The 21,639-nt window shown below is 46.8% G+C and carries 17 protein-coding genes and 1 other RNA gene; 2 read left to right on the forward strand and 16 right to left on the reverse strand.

Annotated features, from left to right (window positions below):
- Positions 1 to 253 precede the first annotated feature (253 nt).
- Complete coding sequence (locus tag KIT90_RS16610; protein WP_045482257.1) at positions 254 to 712, forward strand: DUF721 domain-containing protein; 459 nt, start codon at positions 254 to 256, stop codon at positions 710 to 712.
- A 71-nt stretch (positions 713 to 783) separates the two neighbouring features.
- Here the strand turns inward: KIT90_RS16610 and lpxC are convergent, their stop codons facing one another.
- The 16 genes from lpxC to ilvC form a co-directional block, all read right to left on the reverse strand.
- Entirely contained in the window at positions 784 to 1,701 is a 918-nt protein-coding gene (gene lpxC, locus KIT90_RS16615) for a UDP-3-O-acyl-N-acetylglucosamine deacetylase (protein WP_005436150.1), read from the reverse strand.
- A 101-nt stretch (positions 1,702 to 1,802) separates the two neighbouring features.
- Entirely contained in the window at positions 1,803 to 3,047 is a 1,245-nt protein-coding gene (ftsZ, locus tag KIT90_RS16620; protein ID WP_005436149.1) for a cell division protein FtsZ, read from the reverse strand.
- 30 nt (positions 3,048 to 3,077) lie between these two features.
- The gene (gene ftsA / locus KIT90_RS16625; RefSeq protein ID WP_038866269.1) at positions 3,078 to 4,340 is read right to left on the reverse strand and encodes a cell division protein FtsA; all 1,263 of its coding nucleotides are present in this window, start codon (positions 4,338 to 4,340) and stop codon (positions 3,078 to 3,080) included.
- A complete protein-coding gene (locus KIT90_RS16630; protein ID WP_005436132.1) occupies positions 4,333 to 5,118 on the reverse strand; it encodes a cell division protein FtsQ/DivIB in 786 nt (261 codons plus the stop codon). The genes ftsA and KIT90_RS16630 overlap by 8 nt, the downstream gene beginning before the upstream one ends.
- 191 nt (positions 5,119 to 5,309) lie before the next feature.
- Positions 5,310 to 6,767 (reverse strand): UDP-N-acetylmuramate--L-alanine ligase, encoded by a 1,458-nt coding sequence (gene murC, locus KIT90_RS16635; RefSeq protein ID WP_005447797.1) that lies wholly within the window; start codon positions 6,765 to 6,767, stop codon positions 5,310 to 5,312.
- 22 nt (positions 6,768 to 6,789) lie between these two features.
- Positions 6,790 to 7,857 (reverse strand): undecaprenyldiphospho-muramoylpentapeptide beta-N-acetylglucosaminyltransferase, encoded by a 1,068-nt coding sequence (murG, locus tag KIT90_RS16640; protein WP_285377627.1) that lies wholly within the window; start codon positions 7,855 to 7,857, stop codon positions 6,790 to 6,792.
- Positions 7,844 to 9,040: a cell division protein FtsW gene (gene ftsW, locus KIT90_RS16645; protein ID WP_285377629.1), complete on the reverse strand. Its 1,197-nt coding sequence runs from the start codon at positions 9,038 to 9,040 to the stop codon at positions 7,844 to 7,846. The genes murG and ftsW overlap by 14 nt, the downstream gene beginning before the upstream one ends.
- Positions 9,041 to 9,058: 18 nt before the next feature.
- Positions 9,059 to 10,372 carry a UDP-N-acetylmuramoyl-L-alanine--D-glutamate ligase gene (murD, locus tag KIT90_RS16650; protein WP_285377630.1) on the reverse strand — a complete coding sequence of 438 codons (1,314 nt, stop codon included), beginning with the start codon at positions 10,370 to 10,372 and terminating at the stop codon, positions 9,059 to 9,061.
- Positions 10,373 to 10,411: 39 nt separating this feature from the next.
- On the reverse strand, positions 10,412 to 11,494 hold the full coding sequence (mraY, locus tag KIT90_RS16655; RefSeq protein ID WP_005428568.1) for a phospho-N-acetylmuramoyl-pentapeptide-transferase: 1,083 nt from the start codon (positions 11,492 to 11,494) through the stop codon (positions 10,412 to 10,414).
- Entirely contained in the window at positions 11,494 to 12,858 is a 1,365-nt protein-coding gene (gene murF / locus KIT90_RS16660) for a UDP-N-acetylmuramoyl-tripeptide--D-alanyl-D-alanine ligase (protein WP_285377632.1), read from the reverse strand. Before murF ends, mraY begins: the two co-directional genes overlap by 1 nt.
- A complete protein-coding gene (gene murE / locus KIT90_RS16665; protein ID WP_285377634.1) occupies positions 12,855 to 14,336 on the reverse strand; it encodes a UDP-N-acetylmuramoyl-L-alanyl-D-glutamate--2,6-diaminopimelate ligase in 1,482 nt (493 codons plus the stop codon). Before murE ends, murF begins: the two co-directional genes overlap by 4 nt.
- A gap of 60 nt (positions 14,337 to 14,396) precedes the next feature.
- A complete protein-coding gene (locus tag KIT90_RS16670; RefSeq protein ID WP_285377636.1) occupies positions 14,397 to 16,202 on the reverse strand; it encodes a penicillin-binding transpeptidase domain-containing protein in 1,806 nt (601 codons plus the stop codon).
- Complete coding sequence (gene ftsL / locus KIT90_RS16675; protein ID WP_005428577.1) at positions 16,199 to 16,516, reverse strand: cell division protein FtsL; 318 nt, start codon at positions 16,514 to 16,516, stop codon at positions 16,199 to 16,201. Before ftsL ends, KIT90_RS16670 begins: the two co-directional genes overlap by 4 nt.
- 5 nt (positions 16,517 to 16,521) lie before the next feature.
- Positions 16,522 to 17,472 (reverse strand): 16S rRNA (cytosine(1402)-N(4))-methyltransferase RsmH, encoded by a 951-nt coding sequence (rsmH, locus tag KIT90_RS16680; protein ID WP_005436119.1) that lies wholly within the window; start codon positions 17,470 to 17,472, stop codon positions 16,522 to 16,524.
- A gap of 176 nt (positions 17,473 to 17,648) precedes the next feature.
- Positions 17,649 to 18,077: RNase P RNA component class A (rnpB, locus tag KIT90_RS16685), an RNA gene on the reverse strand.
- Positions 18,078 to 18,560: 483 nt separating this feature from the next.
- Complete coding sequence (gene ilvC, locus KIT90_RS16690; protein WP_005434660.1) at positions 18,561 to 20,045, reverse strand: ketol-acid reductoisomerase; 1,485 nt, start codon at positions 20,043 to 20,045, stop codon at positions 18,561 to 18,563.
- 142 nt (positions 20,046 to 20,187) lie between these two features.
- Here ilvC and ilvY point away from each other — a divergent pair, with 142 nt between their 5' ends.
- Positions 20,188 to 21,078, forward strand: a complete 891-nt coding sequence (gene ilvY, locus KIT90_RS16695) for an HTH-type transcriptional activator IlvY (protein ID WP_199435964.1) — start codon at positions 20,188 to 20,190, stop codon at positions 21,076 to 21,078.
- The last annotated feature ends 561 nt before the right edge of the window (positions 21,079 to 21,639 follow it).

Here is a 21,639-nt window from a genome sequence, read left to right on the forward strand (position 1 = left end):
GATTTTTCATCGATACAACCATAAATAGACGTATTTGTTTGAAGCACTCGTAAGTTTTTAGACAAACTGATGGCGGATTAGCCAGTATTGCATAAGGCCCAAGACGTAAAGTCAGCATTTTCAAAACAATCCGCTTTAACTTGCTAAACCCAAATTGTCAGACTGAACTGAAAATAAAGGCCATAATGTAAACTATACCTAAGCAGAAAGCTGCTCTAGAATACCAATATCTCAACAAAATTAGATTTTACCTATGCGTGATCATCGCCCAACCTCAACAGACGATCTTATTGCTGAATCTCAATTTAAACAGATTCAAGAGCATGCTGGAGAGATCCTACAGCTGAACCAAGCCGTTCAAGAGATCTTACCAAAAGGAACGGCAGATCATTGCCGAGTAGCGAATGTGCGTAATGGTCATTTATTGATTGATGTATCGAGTGCTGCGATTAAAATGAAGATCGACTACGATCGACTAATGATCCTAAACAAATTGCGAACGCAAGGTTTTGCCAAATTGATGAGTGTGGAAGTTCGGATTAATCCGTCTTTATATCGTAATCGGTTTGAGCAAGAGAACAAACCTAAGCGTCCACCATTAACTGAATCGGCGGCAAACTCGTTGTTAATCATTGCGGATATGGCACCACCAAAGATCCAAGAACGTTTGAAACGCCTTGCCGATATGGCAGAAAAGAAAAGCGAAAAATAGATAACAAAGTTTCAGATACTAAAAAGCCAGGCATTGCCTGGCTTTTTTTAATTTGTTTGCGTTGGCGTATTTTACGCTAGAACCATGTTTGGTTGTGCAAAAGCAACTGGTGAACCTTCTTCTTCTTCGAATGTTGTCCATTCCCATGCTTCTTGATCTGCAAGAACAGCACGTAGAAGTTGGTTGTTCAGACCATGGCCTGATTTGAACGCACGGAATTCACCGATAATTGCGTGACCACACATGTAAAGGTCACCAATCGCGTCCAATACTTTGTGAGTAACAAACTCATTATCAAAGCGTAGACCTTCTTCATTAAGAATACGGTAATCATCCAGTACGATTGCGTTATCGAAGCTACCACCAAGAACTAGGTTCTGAGATTGTAGATATTCGATATCACGCATGAAACCAAACGTACGTGCACGAGAGATCTCGCGGACGAAACCTTGAGATGAGAAGTCAAACAGAAGACGTTGCTCGTCTGATTCGATCGCAGGGTGGTTGAATTCAATTTCGAAGTCCATACGGAAGCCGTTAAATGGAACAAACTCTGCCCACTTATCGCCATCTTCAAAACGAACTGGTTTCTTAATACGGATAAAACGCTTAGGTGCATTTTGCGTTTCGATACCTGCTTGTTGTAGCAAGTATACGAATGGGCTAGCGCTACCATCCATGATTGGAATTTCAGGTGCGTCAACTTCAACAATAATGTTGTCGATGCCCATACCAGCAAGTGCCGCGTTCAAGTGTTCAACAGTTGAAATACGCACGCCTTCGTCGTTCACTAGTGCTGTACACAGCATAGTGTCACGAACAGACGCAGGATCAGCTGGAAAATCTACAGGTGGGTTTACATCTGTACGACGGTAAATGATACCTGTATTAGCAGCAGCTGGGCGCAGAGTAAGCGTGACTTTACGACCAGAGTGGAGACCCACACCAGTTGTTTTCACTATTTCTTTCAGAGTACGTTGTCTGATCATCTGCTTGCCTCTCTAAAATGTGCTACAAAACACGGCCGTCTGTAACGTCGACCGTGAATGCTACCATAATTTTGAGCTATGTCAAACTTATGGGTTAAAGATTAATCAGCCTGACGACGCAAAAATGCCGGTATATCTAAATAACCGCTTTCTTTCTCTTGCTTTGGTGCTGCAGAGCTTTGGCTCGCAGAAGAAGCAGGAGATGAAACTGTGTTTGTCGGCTGAGGAGTTACCTGTGGCTTCTCTTGCACTGGAGTAGTTTGCAAGGTCTGTGCCGGTTTCTCTTCAGCTTGTGGCGCTGCAGCTTGCTGTTGTGGTTGAGTTTGCGGAGCAGCTGTTGGAGCTACTTTCGCTTTGCCACCCGCAACTAGCGTGATGTCTGGTTTTTTCTCGTTGCCGATGCCCGTCGCAACAACTGTTACACGGATTTCGTCAGTCATATCAGGGTCTAGAGAAGTACCGATAACCACTGTCGCATTGTCAGAAGCAAATGCTTTCACTGTGTTACCCACTGTCTCAAACTCGTCCAGACGCATGTCCAAACCAGCAGTGATGTTAACAAGAACACCACGAGCGCCTGCTAGATCGATGTCTTCTAGAAGCGGGCTAGAAATTGCCATTTCTGCTGCTTCTTCCGCACGATCTTCGCCTTTCGCGATGCCGCTACCCATCATTGCATGACCCATCTCAGACATCACAGTACGTACGTCTGCGAAGTCGACGTTGATCATGCCAGGACGAGTGATTAGCTCTGCAATACCTTGAACCGCGTTCTTAAGAACGTCGTTCGCGCTTGCAAATGCTTCTAGCAGTGTTACACCACGACCAAGTACTTTAAGCAGCTTCTCGTTTGGAATCGTGATCAAAGAGTCAACGTGCTTAGACAGCTCATCGATACCTTGCTCAGCAAATGCCAAACGTTTTTTGCCTTCAAAGCTGAACGGTTTTGTTACTACCGCAACAGTAAGAATGCCAAGCTCTTTAGCTACTTCAGCAATAACAGGTGCTGCACCAGTACCTGTACCGCCACCCATACCAGCTGCGATAAACACCATATCGGCACCAGTTAGGGAATCTTTAATTCGATCTCTGTCTTCGAGAGCTGCCTCACGGCCGACCTGTGGATTCGCACCTGCACCCAGACCTTTAGTGATATCACCACCAATCTGAATGACATTGCCAACGCTTGTCTTACGAAGTGCTTGCGCATCAGTGTTGACGCTGATGAATTCCACACCTTCGATGGATTCACGCACCATGTGTTCAACAGCGTTACCACCGCCGCCACCAACTCCAACGACCTTGATTACTGCATCGTCAGACATTTCCATCATCGGTTCAAACATGTGTTGTCTCCGTTTATCCTGCAACTCAGGTTAAAACTCTTTTTGTATCCAATTACGCAATTTACCGAAAAAGCCAGTAACAGATGAGCGCTTAGGTTCATTATAATCGCTATCGTCGCTAGACTGCATGTCTCTTGCGTAATGAAGTAATCCAACTGCCGTAGAATGGTACGGCTCTTTTACATAGTCAGTTAAGCCGCTGACTTCGAGCGGTTTGCCGACCCTTACTTGGTTGCGGAATACGCGTTCCGCACATTCTACCACTCCTTCGATTTGCGCAGCACCGCCGGTGAGAACTACACCCGCGGCGAGATGGTGCTTGATGCCCTCTTCGCGCAATTTCGCTTGTACAGAGTCGATAGTTTGGTTAACCAGTCCCATAAGCTCTGAGTATCGCGGCTCAATCACTTCTGACAAAGTCTGACGTTGCAGACTACGTGAAGGTCGGCCACCCACGCTTGGAACGTTAACCGTGTCATCCTTACTGACTAGTTCACTCAAGGCACAGCCATATTTGACTTTTATTTCTTCAGCATCGCTCACTGGCGTACCAAAAGCAAAGGCAATATCGCTAGTTACCGCATTTCCTGCGTAAGAAAATACTTCAGTGTGACGCAACGCACCACCGGTCCAGATAGAAACATCCATCGTACCAGCGCCGATATCGACCACACAAACCCCAAGCTCTCTTTCGTCCTCGGTAATTACCGCATTACTTGCAGCAAGCCCAGAAAACACAAGTTGCTCTACTTTAAGGCCGCAGCGTTCTACTGCCTTAATAATATTGCGTGCCATATCATTATGGCATGAGATCAAATGGACACTCACTTCCATTCTCACTCCTGATAAACCAAGCGGGTTTTTAATGCCCTCTTGGTAGTCGATGGTGAACTCTTGCGGAATCACGTGAAGGATTCGCTGTTCATCACCGATTTTAATTGATTTTGCAGTATGGATAGCGCGATCCATATCTTCTTGAGAAACTTCCTCGTCCGATATAGTGCCCATGCCTTTTTCAATTCGGCTTGCGATATGCTTACCAGACAACGAAATGAATACTCGGCTGATTTGGCATTCCGCCATCAACTCAGCTTGATCAATTGCGCGTTGTACTGATTTTACAACCGACTCCAAATCATTCACGCCGCCTTTATCCATGCCACGTGAAGGGCTGCTACCCGCACCAATAATATTTATTTGGCCATCCGGTAGAATCTCACCCACTAGAGCTGATACGGTTGCAGTGCCTATATCAAGACCAACAATAATGTTGTCATCAGCGGCCTTAGTCATTCGTACTCTCTTGTTCTAACTCATGTTCAGGAAACCACCCAACGGCGGCTCCAGTATCGTACCTAAGATCGATATAACTGATTCTTTGAGTGTCACTGCCAAGCTTGTTATAAAGCGAGAAAAAACGCTCTATACGCTCATCCAGAGACTCTTTACCGAGCTCTAGTCGAATACCGTTATCAAGGATGATTTGCCAAGCTCGTCGCTCGTTTAATACCAGAGACGATATAGCTAGACCCAGTGTTTGGAACTTAGGTCGGAGTTCGCGATAGGTTTGCAAGACTTCCGGCCCGGTTTCATTGGGTCCATATAACTTAACTTTCTCTTCCTTTAGCAGGCCGACATCGCCTTCGAATACCAAACCATTATTGTCTAACAGTTCGTTGCCATTCCAGATGGCTACAGGGCGATGTTCTGTCAAAAATACTTTTACCGTGTCCGGCCACTGCTTGCGAATTGCGGCATGCGCAACCCAAGGAATGGCTTCTACACTATGCTGCAGCACATCAATGTCTTGCGACATGAAGGTGCCGATATGATCAATCTGGCTAAACGCCGCTTGAACATCGTCTGCAGTGACGTACTCCAATTTACCTTGAAGCACAATTTTGGAGAGAGGTAACCTTTGGTCATCCCACATCCAACTGATCGCTGAGTACAAAACAGAACTAATTAAGGTCACCACGACAACGAAAAATAGCGCACCTAAAATTTTATCTTGGCGACCACGATTGTTATCCGTGTTAAGTCGCTCTTCATTCAGTGCAATATTCAACAACGTCTTCGTTTCCTGACTTTTGTCCTGTACTTTTCACCGATTTAGCTAACATCGGCAAAAGTATTGACTTTAACCTTGGGATTATACTGAGCTCTTGTAAACTATCAAACACTGATAGCGATAAATCACAACGTTCTTGACGCAAAATCGAGATCTAGGTCTTTCTCTGTGCTTTACGTCAATCGCTGCTGTTAGCCGAGCATCTTGTTAATGTTTAATTCAAGTGCTGCAAGTTGCTTCGCTACTTTACCGACATCACCCGCGCCTTGCGTCAAAATCAGGTCGCCGTCTTGTATAACGTTAGCTAAAACTGAAGGCAATTGCTCTATTTCAGGAACAAAAATTGGATCCACCTTCCCACGACTGCGGATAGTTCGGCATAAAGCACGACCATCAGCACCTGCAATTGGCTTTTCACCAGCCGCATAAACGTCCAACATGATGAGAACGTCAACCTGCTCAAGTACATTTGCAAAGTCATCGTATAAATCACGAGTTCGGCTATAACGGTGCGGTTGGAAAATCATCACCAAACGCTTGTCTTGCCAACCACTGCGTGCTGCATTAATTGTCACATCCACTTCTGTTGGGTGGTGACCGTAGTCATCAACAAGCATTGCATGGCCGTTGCCAGTATCAAACTCGCCTAAATGATCAAAGCGACGACCTGTACCTTGAGTACCAGCCATTGCTTTTAAGATTGCTTCATCACTGATGTCGTCTTCTGTCGCTACGGCAATCGCTGCTGATGCATTGAGTGCATTGTGACGACCAGGGATGTTTAGTGTGATATCCAGATTCGCGCGACCTTCTCGTACCACAGTGAATTTGCCTTGCTGGCCTTCTTGATGGTAATTCTCGATACGTACGTCGGCATCCTCAGAGAAACCGTAAGTAATCACTTGGCGGCTAATACGCGGAATCAGCTCACGAATCACAGGATCGTCGATGCACACAATCGCCTGACCATAAAACGGTAGGTTGTGAAGGAAATCGATGAAGGTTTGCTTCAAGGTTTCAAAGTCACCACCGTACGTATCCATATGGTCAGCTTCGATGTTTGTCACGATGCTCACCATAGGTTGAAGGTGCAAGAATGAAGCATCACTTTCGTCTGCTTCTGCAATCAAAATTCGGCTAGAGCCTAGACGTGCGTTTGTACCCGCACTCTTTACCAAACCACCGTTTACAAACGTTGGATCAAGGCCTGCTTCAGAATAGATTTGAGTGACAAGAGCAGTCGTCGTGGTTTTACCGTGTGTACCTGCGACAGCAATACCGTGACGGAATCGCATCAATTCAGCCAACATCTCTGCGCGGCGTACGATTGGGATACGTAACTCACGTGCCGCCATCACTTCTGGGTTTTCTTCGTTGATCGCCGTTGACACAACAACCACACTGGCTTTTTCTACATTGCTCGCTTGATGGCCGATAAATACGGTTGCACCTTTTGATACCAAACGCTCTGTCACTGGGTTCTCTGATAGATCAGAACCTGTGATTTGGTAGCCTTCGTTCAACAGCACTTCTGCAATGCCGCTCATGCCCGCACCACCAATACCGATGAAGTGGATGGATTTCACGCGGCGCATCTCTGGCACCATTGCGCGAATCTGAGCTAAGTCTTGTGTATGTTGGATTGTCATCAATTCTATTCTCAATAATTCGTTAACGCTTTTCGGTCAAAGCGACAATGGCTTGTGCGACAACTCGGTCAGCATTCAATTTTGCAGCGCCACGCGCTTGCTCAGCCATTGTAAGTAAAGCTTGTCGATCCAATTGTTGGATCTGCTGAGTCAGTGACTCAACGGTTAAATCTGGTTGTTCAATCATTTTCGCCGCGCCGCAATCCACCAAGTGGTCAGCATTCAGTGCCTGCTGGCGGTCTTTATGCATAAACGGAATAAAAATAGCGCCTACACCTGCCGCTGATACTTCAGAAACGGTTAACGCTCCAGAGCGACAAACTAAAAGGTCAGCCCATGCGTAAGCTTCTGCCACGTCATCAATGAACTCCGTTACTTCTGCATTTACCACGCCATTAGTTTGGTATGCTACGTTCACTTCTTCGGCGGCACCTTTGCCTGCTTGATGACGAATACAGTAATCTTCGCCCAATTTTGCCATCACTTCTGGCAGAGTTTGGTTAAGAATGCGTGCGCCTTGGCTGCCACCCATCACCAAAATGCGAATTGGACCTTGGCGTTCTTGCATGCGCTCGATTGGCGCAGCTAATTGAGTCACGTCTTCACGAACTGGGTTACCAACTACTTCAGCATTTGGAAAAGCGCCCGGAAAAGCCTGAAAAACCTTCTTAGCGATTTTTGATAACCATTGGTTCGTTAAACCTGCTACTGCATTTTGCTCGTGCAGAACAACAGGAATGCCACTCATCCAAGCGGCAATACCACCAGGGCCACTCACATAACCGCCCATGCCAAGCACTGCGTCTGGCTGCCAGCGTTTCATGTGCGCACGAGCCTGCATGATGGCATTGATAATTTGAAATGGTGCCGCAAGAAGACGCTTAACGCCTTGACCTCGTAGACCTTTTACTTTGATAAAGTCGATTTCAATGCCGTGTTTTGGCACTAAATCCGCTTCCATTCTATCCGCGGTGCCTAACCAGCGAATCTCCCAACCTTGTTCTTGTAGCTGTTTCGCTACCGCAAGACCTGGGAACACGTGACCGCCAGTACCACCAGCCATCACCATCAAACGTTTATTTTTCTTCATCGATTTGTTGTTCTGATTCTTTCTGACCGCGCTTTAAGCGGCACTCGTGATCGATTCGCAGCAAGATAGATACTGCCACGGACATGATAATAAGACTCGAACCACCGTAACTGATCAGCGGTAGAGTAAGACCTTTGGTCGGAACAATACCAGCAGCCGCGCCGACGTTAACCAAAGTCTGAAAAGCAAACCAAATACCGATACCAAATGCGAGGTAACCACCAAACATTTCGCCTTCATCAAAAGCGCGCTTGCCGATGTAAACGGCTTTAAGTACCAAGCTGAAGATCAGCATCAACACCAATACTACGCCGACAAAGCCAAGCTCTTCTGCTAGCACCGCAAATACGAAGTCAGTGTGTGCTTCTGGTAGATATTCGAGTTTTTGAATTGAGTTACCGAGACCTTGACCAAACCATTCACCACGACCAAACGCCATGAGTGACTGAGTGAGCTGATAACCGCTGCCGAATGGGTCTTCCCAAGGGTCTAAGAATGACGTCACACGGCGAATACGATATGGCTCGACCAAAATGAGGCCAACTACGGCACCGATACCGGCAATCATCAGAGCTAAGAATTGCGTCAGTTTAGCGCCGGCAATGAATAGCATACCGAACAAGGTCACCAGCATTACGACCACAGTACCTAAATCGGGCTGCCCTAGAAGCAATACGGCGAAGAAGGCGAACACCATTATCGGCTTCATAAAACCGCCGAAGAAGGTTTGACGCACTTCATCTTGCTTACGCACCAGATAACCGGACATAAAGACAAACAAGGAGAGCTTCGCCACCTCAGCAGGTTGCAAGTTGAAAAGGCCAAGCGGGATCCAGCGGGATGCGCCGTTTACCGATTTACCTGCCACCAAAACGATGATGAGCAATCCAAAAGCAAGCCACAGCAGGTAGTGGCTTTTCTTAAACCACTCCTCCAAAGGCACTTGGAGAATAACGGATGAAACACCAATCGCGAGAACTAGGAACGTGGCATGACGGAACATGAAGTGAAATGGCTGATCCGTCAAACGTGAGCTGATAGGAAATGATGCTGATGTCACCATCACCAAGCCAGTTAACATCAAACCCAGCGCAATCCAGACAAGTTGACGATCAAAGAGCGCCTCTGGTGCAGGATGCTTAAGCCAAGTGCTAATGCTGCGTTTAACGTTACCTAAACCCACGAAGTGTGTGACCTTTAATTATGCGTATTTCTCAGCAAGAGCTGCGAATGCGTCACCTCTTGCCATAAAGTTGTCGAATTGATCAAAGCTAGCACATGCCGGAGACAGCATCACCATATCGCCCGTTTTTAACTGCGAAGATATCTGTTGAATCACATCTTCCATGGTGTCGAAACGAGTTGCTGATTCATGCAGTGGCATAAATTCATCGCCATCCGCGCCAAAGCAGCAAAGTTGTAGGTTCAGCGTTGCAAAGATCGGTTTTAATGGAGTGAAGTCCGCACCTTTGCCGACACCACCAACGAGTAAGTAAAGTTTACCCGTTGATTCAAGGCCAGAGAGTGCAGCCATAGTGCTCGCAATATTGGTTGCTTTTGAGTCATTCACCCATTTTACGCCACGATTATCCGCAACCACTTGGCATCGATGTGTCAAACCCGTGTAAGTTTTCAGTGCATTCAATGATTTGTGATAATCCACACCCGCCGCTTTAAGCAGAGCAAGCACCACAAGTGCGTTAGCTAGGTTGTGCTTACCAACCAGCTTCAATTCATCACTGGCAACCACACGCTGACCATGATCAAGCAGCCAAGTACGGTTACCGTCAACTTCAAGGCCGTATGCTTGTTCATCACTACCAAACGTCACCAACGGTGTTTCAGTCTCAGGGAAGGTTTCTCGATCATCACGGTTAACCACTGCCAGTTCTGCGTTATCAAAAATGCGCAGCTTAGCTTGTCGGTAGTCCGCCATGCCCTCATAACGATCCATGTGGTCTTCCGAAAGGTTTAGAAACGCAGCGGCTTTAAGCTTCAAGCTTGATGTGGTTTCTAGTTGGAAGCTAGACAGTTCAAGGACATACAAATCTGCGTCTTGCTCTAGCAAATCGAGTGCAGGAACCCCGATATTACCACCAACACCGACCGTTAACCCGGCTGCTTTTGCTAACACGCCTGTTAGGTCTGTTACCGTGCTTTTACCATTAGAACCCGTAATCGCAATAACAGGCTTATCGACGGCCCACGCGAAAAGTTCGATATCACCAACGACGGGTGTACCTTTTGCAATGATGGTTTGAATCTCTGGCGTTGCCAGTGCAATTCCAGGGTTAGTCACCACTAGGTCAGCATCTGCCAACCACTGTGTATTCCAACTGCCACTGTGCAGCTCTACCTGCTCAGGTAAACGCTCCGCTCCCGGTGGATTCGCACGCGTATCGATGACTTTAACCGCCAGTTGCGGCTGATTTTTTGCAAGGTGTTTAACGACAGAGAGCCCGGTAATACCGAGCCCTACAACGACGACCTTATGTATGTTTTGCCAACGTTCCATATTTGATCACGCAATTTGTCTTGTTCTTGGAAAGTGCGATTAACGCACTTTCAGTGTCGCTAGACCAATCAGAACAAGAACCATAGAAATAATCCAGAAGCGCACGATTACGCGAGGCTCTGGCCAACCTTTTAATTCGTAGTGGTGGTGAATCGGAGCCATGCGGAAAATACGCTGACCGCGCAGTTTGTAAGAACCTACCTGTAGAATTACCGATAGCGTCTCCATTACAAATACACCGCCCATGATCACGAGTACTAGCTCTTGACGAACCAATACTGCGATTGTGCCAAGCGCACCGCCGAGTGCTAGTGAGCCCACATCGCCCATGAACACTTGTGCTGGGTAAGTGTTAAACCACAAGAAACCAAGACCTGCACCAACAATTGCCGTACATACCACAACCAACTCAGAAGCGTGCGGTAGGTAAGGAATGTGAAGGTATTCAGAAAAGTTAACGTTACCCGTTGCCCATGCAATCACAGCAAAACCAGCCGCAACGAGAACCGTTGGCATGATTGCCAAACCATCTAGGCCATCGGTTAGGTTTACCGCGTTGCTGGTACCCACGATTACAAAGTAAGTCAGGATAATGTACATCAAACCAAGTTGCGGCATGATGTCTTTAAAGAACGGCACAACAAGTTGAGTTGCTGCAGTGTCTTTGCCGTAAGCGTACAACGCAAACGCCACCACAAACGCAATTAACGATTGCCAAAAGTACTTCCAACGAGCAATCAGACCGTCAGTATTCTTACGCACGACCTTACGATAGTCATCGACAAAGCCGATAGCACCATAGCCAAGCAGCACCGTCAGTACCGCCCAGACGTATGGGTTCGATAAGTCAGTCCATAAAAGAATAGTGATAGAGATAGCAGCCAAAATCATGATACCGCCCATTGTTGGGGTACCACGTTTGCTAAAGTGGGATTCTGGACCTTCGTTACGAACAACCTGACCAATTTGGAGCATCTGTAGACGCTTGATCATGATAGGCCCCATCCATAGAGAGAGACCTAAAGCGGTAAGTACGCTGAGGATTGCTCGAAAAGACAGGTATTCAAACAATCGGAAAAAAGATAGGTATGGCTGTAGCAGCTCGGCAAGCCAAATAATCATTAATAATACTCCTTCAAAGCAGCAGCGACTTCAAACATACGTGCACCGTTCGCGCCTTTCACCAGCATTGTGTTGTGTTCAGGACCCGCTTGGTCTAGATGCTGCTTGATGTAGTCAATCATCTCTTGATGTGTCTCGAAATGGATGCCATCGCAAAGCTCGCTAATGACCTTCGCATCTGCACCATACGTGAGAACATGTTCAAATTTTTGTGGGGCAGCATGTTCCCCGACTTGACGATGAAGTGCAAGACTTTCCTCACCCAACTCCGCCATATTGCCTAAAATCAACCAACGTTGTCCCTGAAAAGCCGACAGAAGATCAACTGCCGCTTTCATAGCTGGAACGCTCGCGTTGTAGCTATCATCAATCAATTTGACTTTATCGCTAAGCTCTTCCACTTCAACACGGCCCTTGACCTTGTTTAAGTGCTTCAAACCCGTTCGAACCTCTTCCAAGGTTGCGCCAAATTGCAACGCGATGATAGAAGCAGCAATCGCATTCGCCACGTTGTGTTGACCAATAATACCCAGAGACAGTTCAATTTCTTGTGAAGTTGCTGCGATATGTAAGTCAAAGCTTGCTTCGCCTGCGGCGTTCAACACGATGTTAGAAGCGTAGAAATCTGCGTCAGTATTATTTTGTGAAAAAGTAATGACTTTCTTATCTGCTAACACTTGGTCCCACTTGGCTTCACCATTGCTGTCTAGGTTAACAATCGCAATACCACCAGCAGCTAGCCCTTGGTAGATTTCACCTTTAGCTTGTTTCACGCCATCGATAGACCCGAACCCTTCTAGGTGCGCTGCCGCCACGTTGTTTACCATCGCGATATCAGGCTTAACCAATTGCGTGGTGTACTCAATTTCACCAATATGGTTCGCACCTAGCTCAATCACCGCGTAGTCATCGTCTTGTTGCGAACGCAGCAACGTTAATGGCACGCCAATGTCATTGTTGAAGTTACCTGCAGTAAACAGTACTTTGCCTTTTAGCTGCAAAATACTGGCAACCATCTCTTTCACGGTGGTTTTACCACAGCTACCTGTGATCGCGACCGTCGGCGTTTGGCATGCTTGGTGAATCCAAGCTGCCACTTGACCTAATGCTACCTTACTGTCGGCAACAACGACTTGAGGCACATTCACATTAAGCGTTTTTTGTACCAATAAAGCACCCGCGCCCGATTCAACCGCTTGTTGGCAGAAATCGTGAGCATCAAAACGCTCTCCAACCAAAGCAACAAACAAAGCACCTTGTTCGATAGCTCGAGTGTCGGTCGAAACAGATTCAATGGAGAGGTCGTTGCCAACCAGTTCACCGCCAGTGATATCGGCAATTTGAGAAAGCGTTACTGTGATCATGATGAAAGCCCCAATAGTGTCATGGCTGACTCGCGGTCAGAGTAATGGATGGTTCCAGAATTTAAAATTTGGTAGTCCTCATGGCCTTTACCCGCCAGAAGGATAATGTCTTGTGAAGAGGCATGCTCAAGTGCGTAAGACAACGCTTTAAAACGGTCATGTTGCACAATCGCCTCAGCTGGTTTTGTTAGACCTGCCAACATGTCTTTCATGATCAGTGCTGGATCTTCGCTACGAGGGTTGTCATCGGTAAGTACCACTTTGTCACCCAAACGCTCGGCGATTTCCGCCATCATTGGGCGCTTACCAGCATCACGATCACCACCACAGCCGAAGATAGCCCAAAGCTCACCTTGGCAATGCACACGCAATGCTTGCAGGGCTTTTTCTAGCGCGTCAGGCGTGTGAGCGTAATCCACCACTACTTTGGCATTGTCGTCAGCCTGGAACAGTTCCATACGACCAAGAACGGGTTGCAATTGACCTGCTGTTGCCAGCAAATCTTGCTTGCTAAAACCGAGACTAAGTAACGTCGTGAATGCCAACATCAGGTTCGCGGCATTGAACTCTCCGATAAGTGGCGCATGCAAAGTACCTTCACCAAATTTGCCATCAAACTCAATCGTGATACCAGATTCAGCATAAGCGATGTGGTTTGCATATACGCTTTGAGAAAATTCATTGTTTGGTTTGAGAGATACAGCAAGCGCATTAGTCAGTTGTTTTGCCCACGACGCTCCCACCATGTCATCGACATTGATGATCGCATGCTCGCATTGATGGGCGGTAAACAACGTCAGCTTGGCATTGGCATACTCTTCCATCGTGCCATGGTAATCAAGATGATCACGGCTCAGGTTAGTGAACACGCCAGCGGCAAAAGACAGCGCTTTAACGCGACCTTGAATTAAGCCGTGGGAAGAAACTTCAAGCGCCGTGTATTGTGCTTTTTGTTCCGCTAAAGACGACAATGTCATTTGGATTTCAACCGCATTACCCGTGGTATTCGCGGCTTCTTGTAGATTATCTAGAAAGCCATTCCCTGTCGTACCCATGACCGCTGCTTTTGAACCGACCAAATCAATCCATTGAGCAATAAGCTGAGTGATGGTGGTTTTGCCGTTGGTACCAGTGACACCAATCAAATCCATCGTCGGGTAGGTATACAGATGACCCGCAATTTCAGATAGGCACTTATCCAGCGCATCAAGATAAATCACTGGAACATCATCAACAATTTCAATCGTGCCATGTGCTTTTTGCTCACAAGCTTGAGCAATCACCGCATTCGCACCTTGCTCAATCGCGGTTGGGATAAATTTACGCCCATCCACAACATGGCCAATGATAGCTACAAAGGTTGTTCCAGATTGAACTCGTCGACTGTCGAGCTCTAATTCAGAAACAAGAATGGACGACAAACTCGGGCAATCGACCCAAGTGGAAAGCAGCGTGTCCATACTGATGGCTTTAGTCATATTTATTCTCCGAGCATTAGCTCAGCTTTCTTCATTTTGTTTCTCAGTACGCTAATAAGCCTACTGTTGGAATTTATTTTCGTCAGGGGCAACGTTCAGAATTTGCAGTGCGCCTTTCATGATTTCAGAGAAAACTGGCGAGGCTACCGAACCACCGTAGTAGTCGTCACCTTGTGGTTCATTAACCACAACCACAAGCGCTAAACGTGGGTCACTCACTGGCGCAACACCTGCCGTATAGTTGATGTACTCATCACTATAGCCACCTGCACTTGCCTTACGCGCAGTACCTGTTTTGGCACCGACTCGGTAACCTGGAACCGCAGCACGACGAGCAGAGCCGCCTTTTTGCGTTACCGTTTCAAGCATGTCTAAGACGAGACGAGCATTCTCTTTGCTCACGACTTGGCGCGCCATATCATTATCGTTACTTTCGATGATATGAATCGGCTCATACTTACCCAAGTTACCTAGCGTCGCATAGGCATGCGCTAGTTGGATTGGCGTAACTGACAAACCATAACCAAACGAGATAGTCGCACGCTCAATTGGAGACCAACGTGAGCGGCTCGGGAAAATACCCACCACTTCACCAACCAAGTTCAAACCTGACAGCTCGCCAAGACCAACAGAACTGTACAAGCCAAGTAAAGCTTCAACTGGCATTTGCATCGCCAACTTAGTCACACCGATGTTACTCGATTTCTTTAAAATGGTAGTTAGGCTCGCTTTGCCGACTTTTGGCGCATCACGAACGCGGCTACCACCGAGTTGAAGAATACCGTTACCCGTATCAACGATCGTATCTTTGTCTGCCACCCCATTTTCTAATGCGGCCAAAACAACAAAAGGCTTAATGGTTGAGCCAGGTTCCAATGAATCAGTAATCACGCGGTTACGCATTTTGTAACTTTGCCAATCACTGCGGTTATTCGGGTTGTAAGAAGGAGCATTCACCATCGCGAGAACCGCTCCGGTTTTCACATCAAGAATCACAACCGATCCAGATGTTGCACGATGATCGGCTACAGCCTGCTTGATAGCACGATACGCCACCGCTTGAATGCGCTGATCAATTGTCAGTTGCAGTGGTTTACCTTCTTGTTTCTCTTCAAGAGCAATGTTTTCTACCACGCGCCCATAACGGTCTTTACGGATGGTTTTCTTACCTGCTTCGCCAGTTAACCATTCGTCGTAGCTTCGTTCCACACCTTCTAAGCCATGGCCGTCAATGCCCGTTACACCAACCAAGTGAGCACTAACCTCACCGGCCGGGTAATAACGACGAGACTCCGACTTCAAGCCAACACCAGGTAGTTTGAGTTCACGAATGTAGTTCGCCATCGCTGGGCTAACTTGGCGTTGTAGATAGATAAAGCGGCGCTTTTCGTTTTTCTTGATTTTGTTGATCAAGCCTTGACGATCCAAACCAAGTACATCAGCGAGTGCGTACCAGCTCTTTGTTTGCTGTAAAGCGCCTTCTTTGAAGATGGTCTTAGGATCAGCCCACACGGCTTCAACCGGAACACTCACTGCAAGAGGTTCGCCATTGCGATCAGAGATGATACCGCGCGCCGAAGGAATGGCTTTAACACGGACAGAGCGAAGGTCACCCTGTTTGATCAAGTTGTCAGGCTCGATAATTTGAATATAGGCTACTCGCCCAACGAGAAGAGCGAAGGCACAGAAGACAAAAAACAGCAGTAACTGAAAGCGCCAGCGAATCAAAAACGACTCGGGCTCTTCAACAACTTCTGCTTCTTTAGGTTCTTTGGTGGGTTGCGGTTTTGCCGCAGCTACTTTTTTTTCTTTCGCAGCAGGCTTGCGCGTATTTCCTTGTTTAGATTTGGCTTTTTTTCCAATCATTTTAACGTGATAACCACTTCTTTATCGCCATCTGGTCGTTTCATTTCAAGGTCCTTCTTTGCCAAGTCTTGAACGCGACTGTGTTCTGCGAGGGCTGTTTCTTCCAACATCAGGTTGCGCCATTCGCTGTCCAATCGCTCTCGCTCAACCAATGTATGATCTTTTTCAGTGATCGCTTGACGCGCATGATGAGTGGCAAACACCACTCCCATTGCAGTTGCGAAGATCAGTATCATCAACAACAACGACCAGCGACCGACGGTAATCAAGTCCGTCGCTATCAACTTAGCAAGATTAGGAGTGGTTTTCGTCATAATAATTAAAGCTTTTCTGCAATTCTTAGCACTGAGCTTCGAGAGCGCGGGTTCATGTCAATTTCTTGTTTCGTTGGTTTGTTCGCTTTACCAATCGGTTTCATGTTCGCACTACCCAACGCTCGGATTTGTTCTTCCGTCATCGGAATACCATGTGGCACTTCTGGGCCTTTGCTCTCTTTACGAATGAAGCGTTTCACCATGCGATCTTCTAATGAGTGGAAACTGATCACAGACAAACGTCCTTCAGGAGCCAAAATGCTTGCCGCGCCTTTTAGTGCTGTATCAATTTCTTCTAATTCACTGTTGATGTAAATGCGAAAAGCCTGAAAAGCACGGGTTGCTGGGTGTTTTTTCTCTTTAAAGCTCTTTGGTGCCGCATCTGAGATCAGTTTTGCTAGCTGACCAGTACGAACCATAGGCTCATTTTCTTCATCTTCGCGATAAGCAACAATAGCTTTTGCGATACGGCGAGCATGCTTATCTTCACCAAACTCACGAATCACCCAAGTGATATCATCAAGGTCTGCTTCCATTAGCCATTGAGACACAGGAATACCCGATGTTGGGTCCATACGCATATCTAATGGGCCGTCTTTCATAAAGCTAAAACCACGTTCAGCGTCATCAAGTTGCGGAGACGACACACCAAGGTCTAGCAAGACACCATCGACTTTACCAACAAGGCCATAATCTTCTGCGTACTGCGCCATGCCTGAGAATGGGCCATGGATGATGGTGAAGCGAGGATCGTCGATTTTAGCCGCTTCTGCGATAGCTTGTGGGTCACGGTCGATGCTGTACAGTCGGCCGTTTTCACCGAGTTTCGACAAGATAGTTCGGCTGTGACCGCCACGGCCAAATGTTCCATCGATATAGATACCATCGGGTTTGATAGCCAAGCCATCAATGGATTCATTTAATAACACGGAGATATGTTGAAATGTTTCGGTCATAGCTGTCTCGTTGAATGATCTTGAAGCGATTCTTTAGTGTACTGATTTCCCACATCATCGCCACCTCAAGTCTAAAGTTAGACGTGATTCAGCGCCAAGTTTATTGGTAATGACATAGTTTGCGTCAATTAAATGCAAAAAACCCATCACTACCGAAGTAGAGATGGGTCTCGAATAGGTGGAGCCGACACATAAGCCGGGTTCTGTTCCGCTTGCGCGGCGGTAGCCATTCGTCTAGGCCAGCAATCACTCACTGGCTCGAGCAACCTACCCGCCTCCTTACGCGAGCAACGCAATGTGGAGGCCTATTTGGTCTTGCTTCAGGTGGAGTTTACCCTGCTACGAACTATTACTAGTCGTCCGGTGCGCTCTTACCGCACCCTTTCACCCTTACCTGTGCCCTAGGGCCATCGGCGGTCTTCTCTCTGCTGCACTTGTCGTAGGCTTGCGCCCCCCAGGCGTTACCTGGCACCTTGCTCTATGAAGCCCGGACTTTCCTCCCCTTTGTCAGTCTCCCGAAGGACGTCAACGTCAGTCTCCCAAAGGGACTTCGACGTCAGTCTCCCGAAGGACATCAACAAAGCAGCGACTACCCAGTCAGCTCCGAGGGCGGATTGTATAGAGTTATCCCCCCAGAGTCTAGTGAGATCACAGAAATGCTGAAAACGGTTGGTTAAGTGGTCAAAAAGGCAGCGACAAATGGAGACGCTACGCTTCGGGAATCGAGAACGCTCCGCTCCGAGAGAAAGAAAATGGAGAACTGCGTTTCGGGATTCGGGATTCGGGATTCGGGATTCGGGATTCGGGATTCGGGATTCGGGATTCGGGATTCGCATCTATTTTGTCTTCTTAAGGACAAATTCAGTCAACACTTACGATACCTTTACTTCTATCAATTCTATCCCAACGAACATCTCTCGACTCCAACAGCGAAGCTATCCCACAGTTCGAATCGAAGGAAAAAGTCGTCTTCATAAAAACAAAAAGGCTTGGTCAACGGCGACCAAGCCTTTTAATTAGATGTTGTGTTTTATGTTGTATTTATTGACCCCAGTCTATCTGGAGTTCTTTACTAATTTATATAGAAATTAACCGCCTACTGCGATGTTCTTCATATCAGTCATGTAACCACGTAGCTCTTCACCGATGTACTCTACTGGGTGGTTACGAATCGCTTCGTTTACTGCGATTAGCGTAGCGTTATCTACTTGGTTAGACGACTCGCCTAGGCCTTTACCGATTACGTCGGTGCTTACTGATGGCATGAACTTCTCACGTAGTAGCGGTGTTGCTACGTTAGCGAATAGGTAGTTACCGTACTCCGCTGTATCTGAAATTACCACGTTCATTTCGTATAGACGCTTACGGGCAACTGTGTTTGCGATTAGCGGTAGCTCGTGTAGTGACTCGTAGTATGCAGATTCATCGATGATGCCTGATGCTGTCATTGCTTCGAACGCTAGCTCAACACCAGCACGAACCATAGCTACCAATAGAATGCCGTTATCGAAGTACTCTTGCTCAGAGATTTCGATATCGCCTGCTGGGTAGTTTTCGAAAGCAGTTTCGCCCGTTTCTTCACGCCAGCCTAGTAGGTTTGCATCGTCGTTTGCCCAGTCAGCCATCATAGTGCTTGAGAATTCACCTGTGATGATGTCATCCATGTGCTTGTTGTATAGCGGACGCATTAGCTCTTTTAACTCTTCAGAAAGCTCAAATGCTTTTACTTTTGCTGGGTTTGATAGACGGTCCATCATGTGGGTGATACCACCAAACTTAAGTGCTTCAGTGATGGTTTCCCAACCATATTGTAGAAGTTTACCTGCGTAGCTTGGGTCGATGCCGTCAGCAACCATCTTCTCGTAAGAAACGATAGAACCAGCTTGTAGCATGCCACATAGGATAGTTTGCTCACCCATTAGGTCAGATTTAACTTCTGCTACGAATGAAGACTCTAGACAACCTGCGCGGTGACCACCTGTACCTGCAGCCCAAGCTTTCGCGATATCCCAACCTTCACCTTTTGGATCATTCTCTGGGTGAACCGCGATTAGTGTTGGTACACCGAAACCACGCTTGTACTCTTCACGCACTTCTGTACCCGGACACTTAGGCGCAACCATAACAACTGTTAGGTCTTTACGGATTTGCATGCCTTCTTCAACAACGTTGAAACCGTGTGAGTAGCCCAGTGCTGCGCCTTCTTTCATTAACGGCATTACCGTTTCAACAACGTTCGTGTGTTGCTTGTCTGGTGTTAGGTTGATTACTAGGTCAGCTTCTGGGATTAGCGTTTCGTAGCTGCCTACTTCAAAGCCATTATCTTTTGCGTTTTTGAACGATTGACGTTGCTCGTCGATCGCAGCTTGGCGTAGAGCGTAAGCGACGTCTAGGCCAGAGTCACGCATGTTCAGACCTTGGTTAAGGCCTTGAGCACCACAACCTACGATGACCACTTTCTTACCTTTTAGGTAATCTGCCTCTGACGCGAATTCTTCGCGGTCCATAAAGCGACAACGACCAAGTTGGTCCAATTGCTCACGCAAGTTTAGGGTATTGAAATAGTTAGCCATCTGGGTGCTCCTTAACATTCTTCCATAGAGGTCGGTATTTGTGTTACCGAATGAGTTCATACTAAAACAGACATTCTGTTGCTGAAAGTGATATATTCACAATTACTTATTGCAATTAATGCAACATGGAAGTGAAGATTTAATGAACATCAAAAGCCTGCAACTATTCATTCATCTATGTGATAGTAAAAGCTTCGCTAAGACAGCGGCAGCAATGCATATCAGCCCTTCCGCGCTGAGTCGGCAGATTCAGAAGCTGGAAGAAGAAACACATCAACAGCTGTTCTTGCGTGATAACCGAAGTGTCGAATTAACGGTTCAAGGTAAAAAGCTGTTGCCTGTTGCACTAAAGATCTTGGGTGAATGGCAGCAATACCAAAGCTACGTCAAAGGAACGGAAGACGAGTTAAAAGGGGAGATACGTTTATTTTGCTCGGTAACGGCAAGTTACAGCCACCTCCCAGAACTTATTTCTGAATTCCGCATTCAGCATCCATTTATTGAATTCAAACTCTCTACCGGCGATCCAGCCCAAGCCATCGATAAGATTCTGGCGGATGAAGCTGATATCGCGATCTCTGCAAAGCCGGACCAACTACCCGCTAAAGTTGCTTTTGAACCAATCAGCGAGATACCTCTATCGGTTATTGCCCCAGTTGGAGTCAGCAGTTTTGCCGAAGAGCTACAGAAAGAAACCCCAGATTGGTCAACGATCCCTTTTATTCTCCCAGAAGCAGGCACAGCAAGAGAAAGAGCGAATGTTTGGTTTAAGCAAATGAAGATCAAACCAAACATTTACGCACAAGTGGCAGGTCACGAAGCCATTGTCAGTATGGTGGCTTTAGGTTGTGGCATCGGTATCGCACCAGATGTGGTAATCAACAACAGCCCTGTCAGAGAGAAGATAAATCGACTCAAGGTTCTACCTATAAAACCATTTGAGCTGGGAGTCTGTTGCATCAAGAGCCAGCTAGAAAACCCATTAGTGAAAGCTCTATGGGAAGTCGCAGAAAGTAAGTATATATCCCTGTAGATATGCCTCATTCCAAATAGAAATAAAAAGCCCGTTACACAAGTAACGGGCTTTTTATTTACAGTAAACCTCGAAGGCAAAATATAGAACCGCACTTGAGAGGAGCTAACGTCAATACTCATATAATAAAGACACCATTAGCAATGCGAGCAGATTAAGTAAGTGCTTACCTTTAATTATTTTTAAAATTTGGAAAATGGATACCGAGAAAAGAGAAATAAGGTCTTTATCTGACAGAGCAAACTCCGCAACAGACACAGAGATCTGACGATATTAGAGACGACAAAGTCTAGTACCAAAGGCTGGGGTTCTATATAAGTAGCAGAATGGTGAGGATGCCTACTCGTCCGGGCTTGCAGACAACTGGCTCTCATTCCCTGAAGAGGAAAAATCTCTTTGCTTTTAAACGACAAAACCCAGTCAGAAGACTGGGTTTCTGAATAAGTGGCGGAGCGGCTGGGCTTACACACGAGCGGGACTCGTTGGTCGTAGACCAAAATAATAGCGCAAACGAAAAAGCCCTAGCATTTCTGCTAGGGCTTTGTCTGAATAAGTGGCGGA

Origin of the sequence: Vibrio sp. B172a, assembly GCF_030248355.1 — a bacterium.
In the GTDB taxonomy this organism is placed as follows: domain Bacteria; phylum Pseudomonadota; class Gammaproteobacteria; order Enterobacterales; family Vibrionaceae; genus Vibrio; species Vibrio owensii.

Coding starts and splice junctions, on each gene's coding strand:
- ftsL (WP_005428577.1), bottom strand. CDS start 16,516: ATGACGAAAACCACTCCTAATCTTGCTAAGTTGATAGCGACGGACTTG.
- rsmH (WP_005436119.1), bottom strand. CDS start 17,472: ATGACCGAAACATTTCAACATATCTCCGTGTTATTAAATGAATCCATT.
- KIT90_RS16610 (WP_045482257.1), top strand. CDS start 254: ATGCGTGATCATCGCCCAACCTCAACAGACGATCTTATTGCTGAATCT.
- ftsZ (WP_005436149.1), bottom strand. CDS start 3,047: ATGTTTGAACCGATGATGGAAATGTCTGACGATGCAGTAATCAAGGTC.
- ilvC (WP_005434660.1), bottom strand. CDS start 20,045: ATGGCTAACTATTTCAATACCCTAAACTTGCGTGAGCAATTGGACCAA.
- mraY (WP_005428568.1), bottom strand. CDS start 11,494: ATGATTATTTGGCTTGCCGAGCTGCTACAGCCATACCTATCTTTTTTC.
- KIT90_RS16670 (WP_285377636.1), bottom strand. CDS start 16,202: ATGATTGGAAAAAAAGCCAAATCTAAACAAGGAAATACGCGCAAGCCT.
- lpxC (WP_005436150.1), bottom strand. CDS start 1,701: ATGATCAGACAACGTACTCTGAAAGAAATAGTGAAAACAACTGGTGTG.
- ilvY (WP_199435964.1), top strand. CDS start 20,188: ATGAACATCAAAAGCCTGCAACTATTCATTCATCTATGTGATAGTAAA.
- ftsA (WP_038866269.1), bottom strand. CDS start 4,340: ATGACTAAGGCCGCTGATGACAACATTATTGTTGGTCTTGATATAGGC.
- murG (WP_285377627.1), bottom strand. CDS start 7,857: ATGAAGAAAAATAAACGTTTGATGGTGATGGCTGGTGGTACTGGCGGT.
- murF (WP_285377632.1), bottom strand. CDS start 12,858: ATGATCACAGTAACGCTTTCTCAAATTGCCGATATCACTGGCGGTGAA.
- murC (WP_005447797.1), bottom strand. CDS start 6,767: ATGACAATCCAACATACACAAGACTTAGCTCAGATTCGCGCAATGGTG.
- murD (WP_285377630.1), bottom strand. CDS start 10,372: ATGGAACGTTGGCAAAACATACATAAGGTCGTCGTTGTAGGGCTCGGT.
- murE (WP_285377634.1), bottom strand. CDS start 14,336: ATGACTAAAGCCATCAGTATGGACACGCTGCTTTCCACTTGGGTCGAT.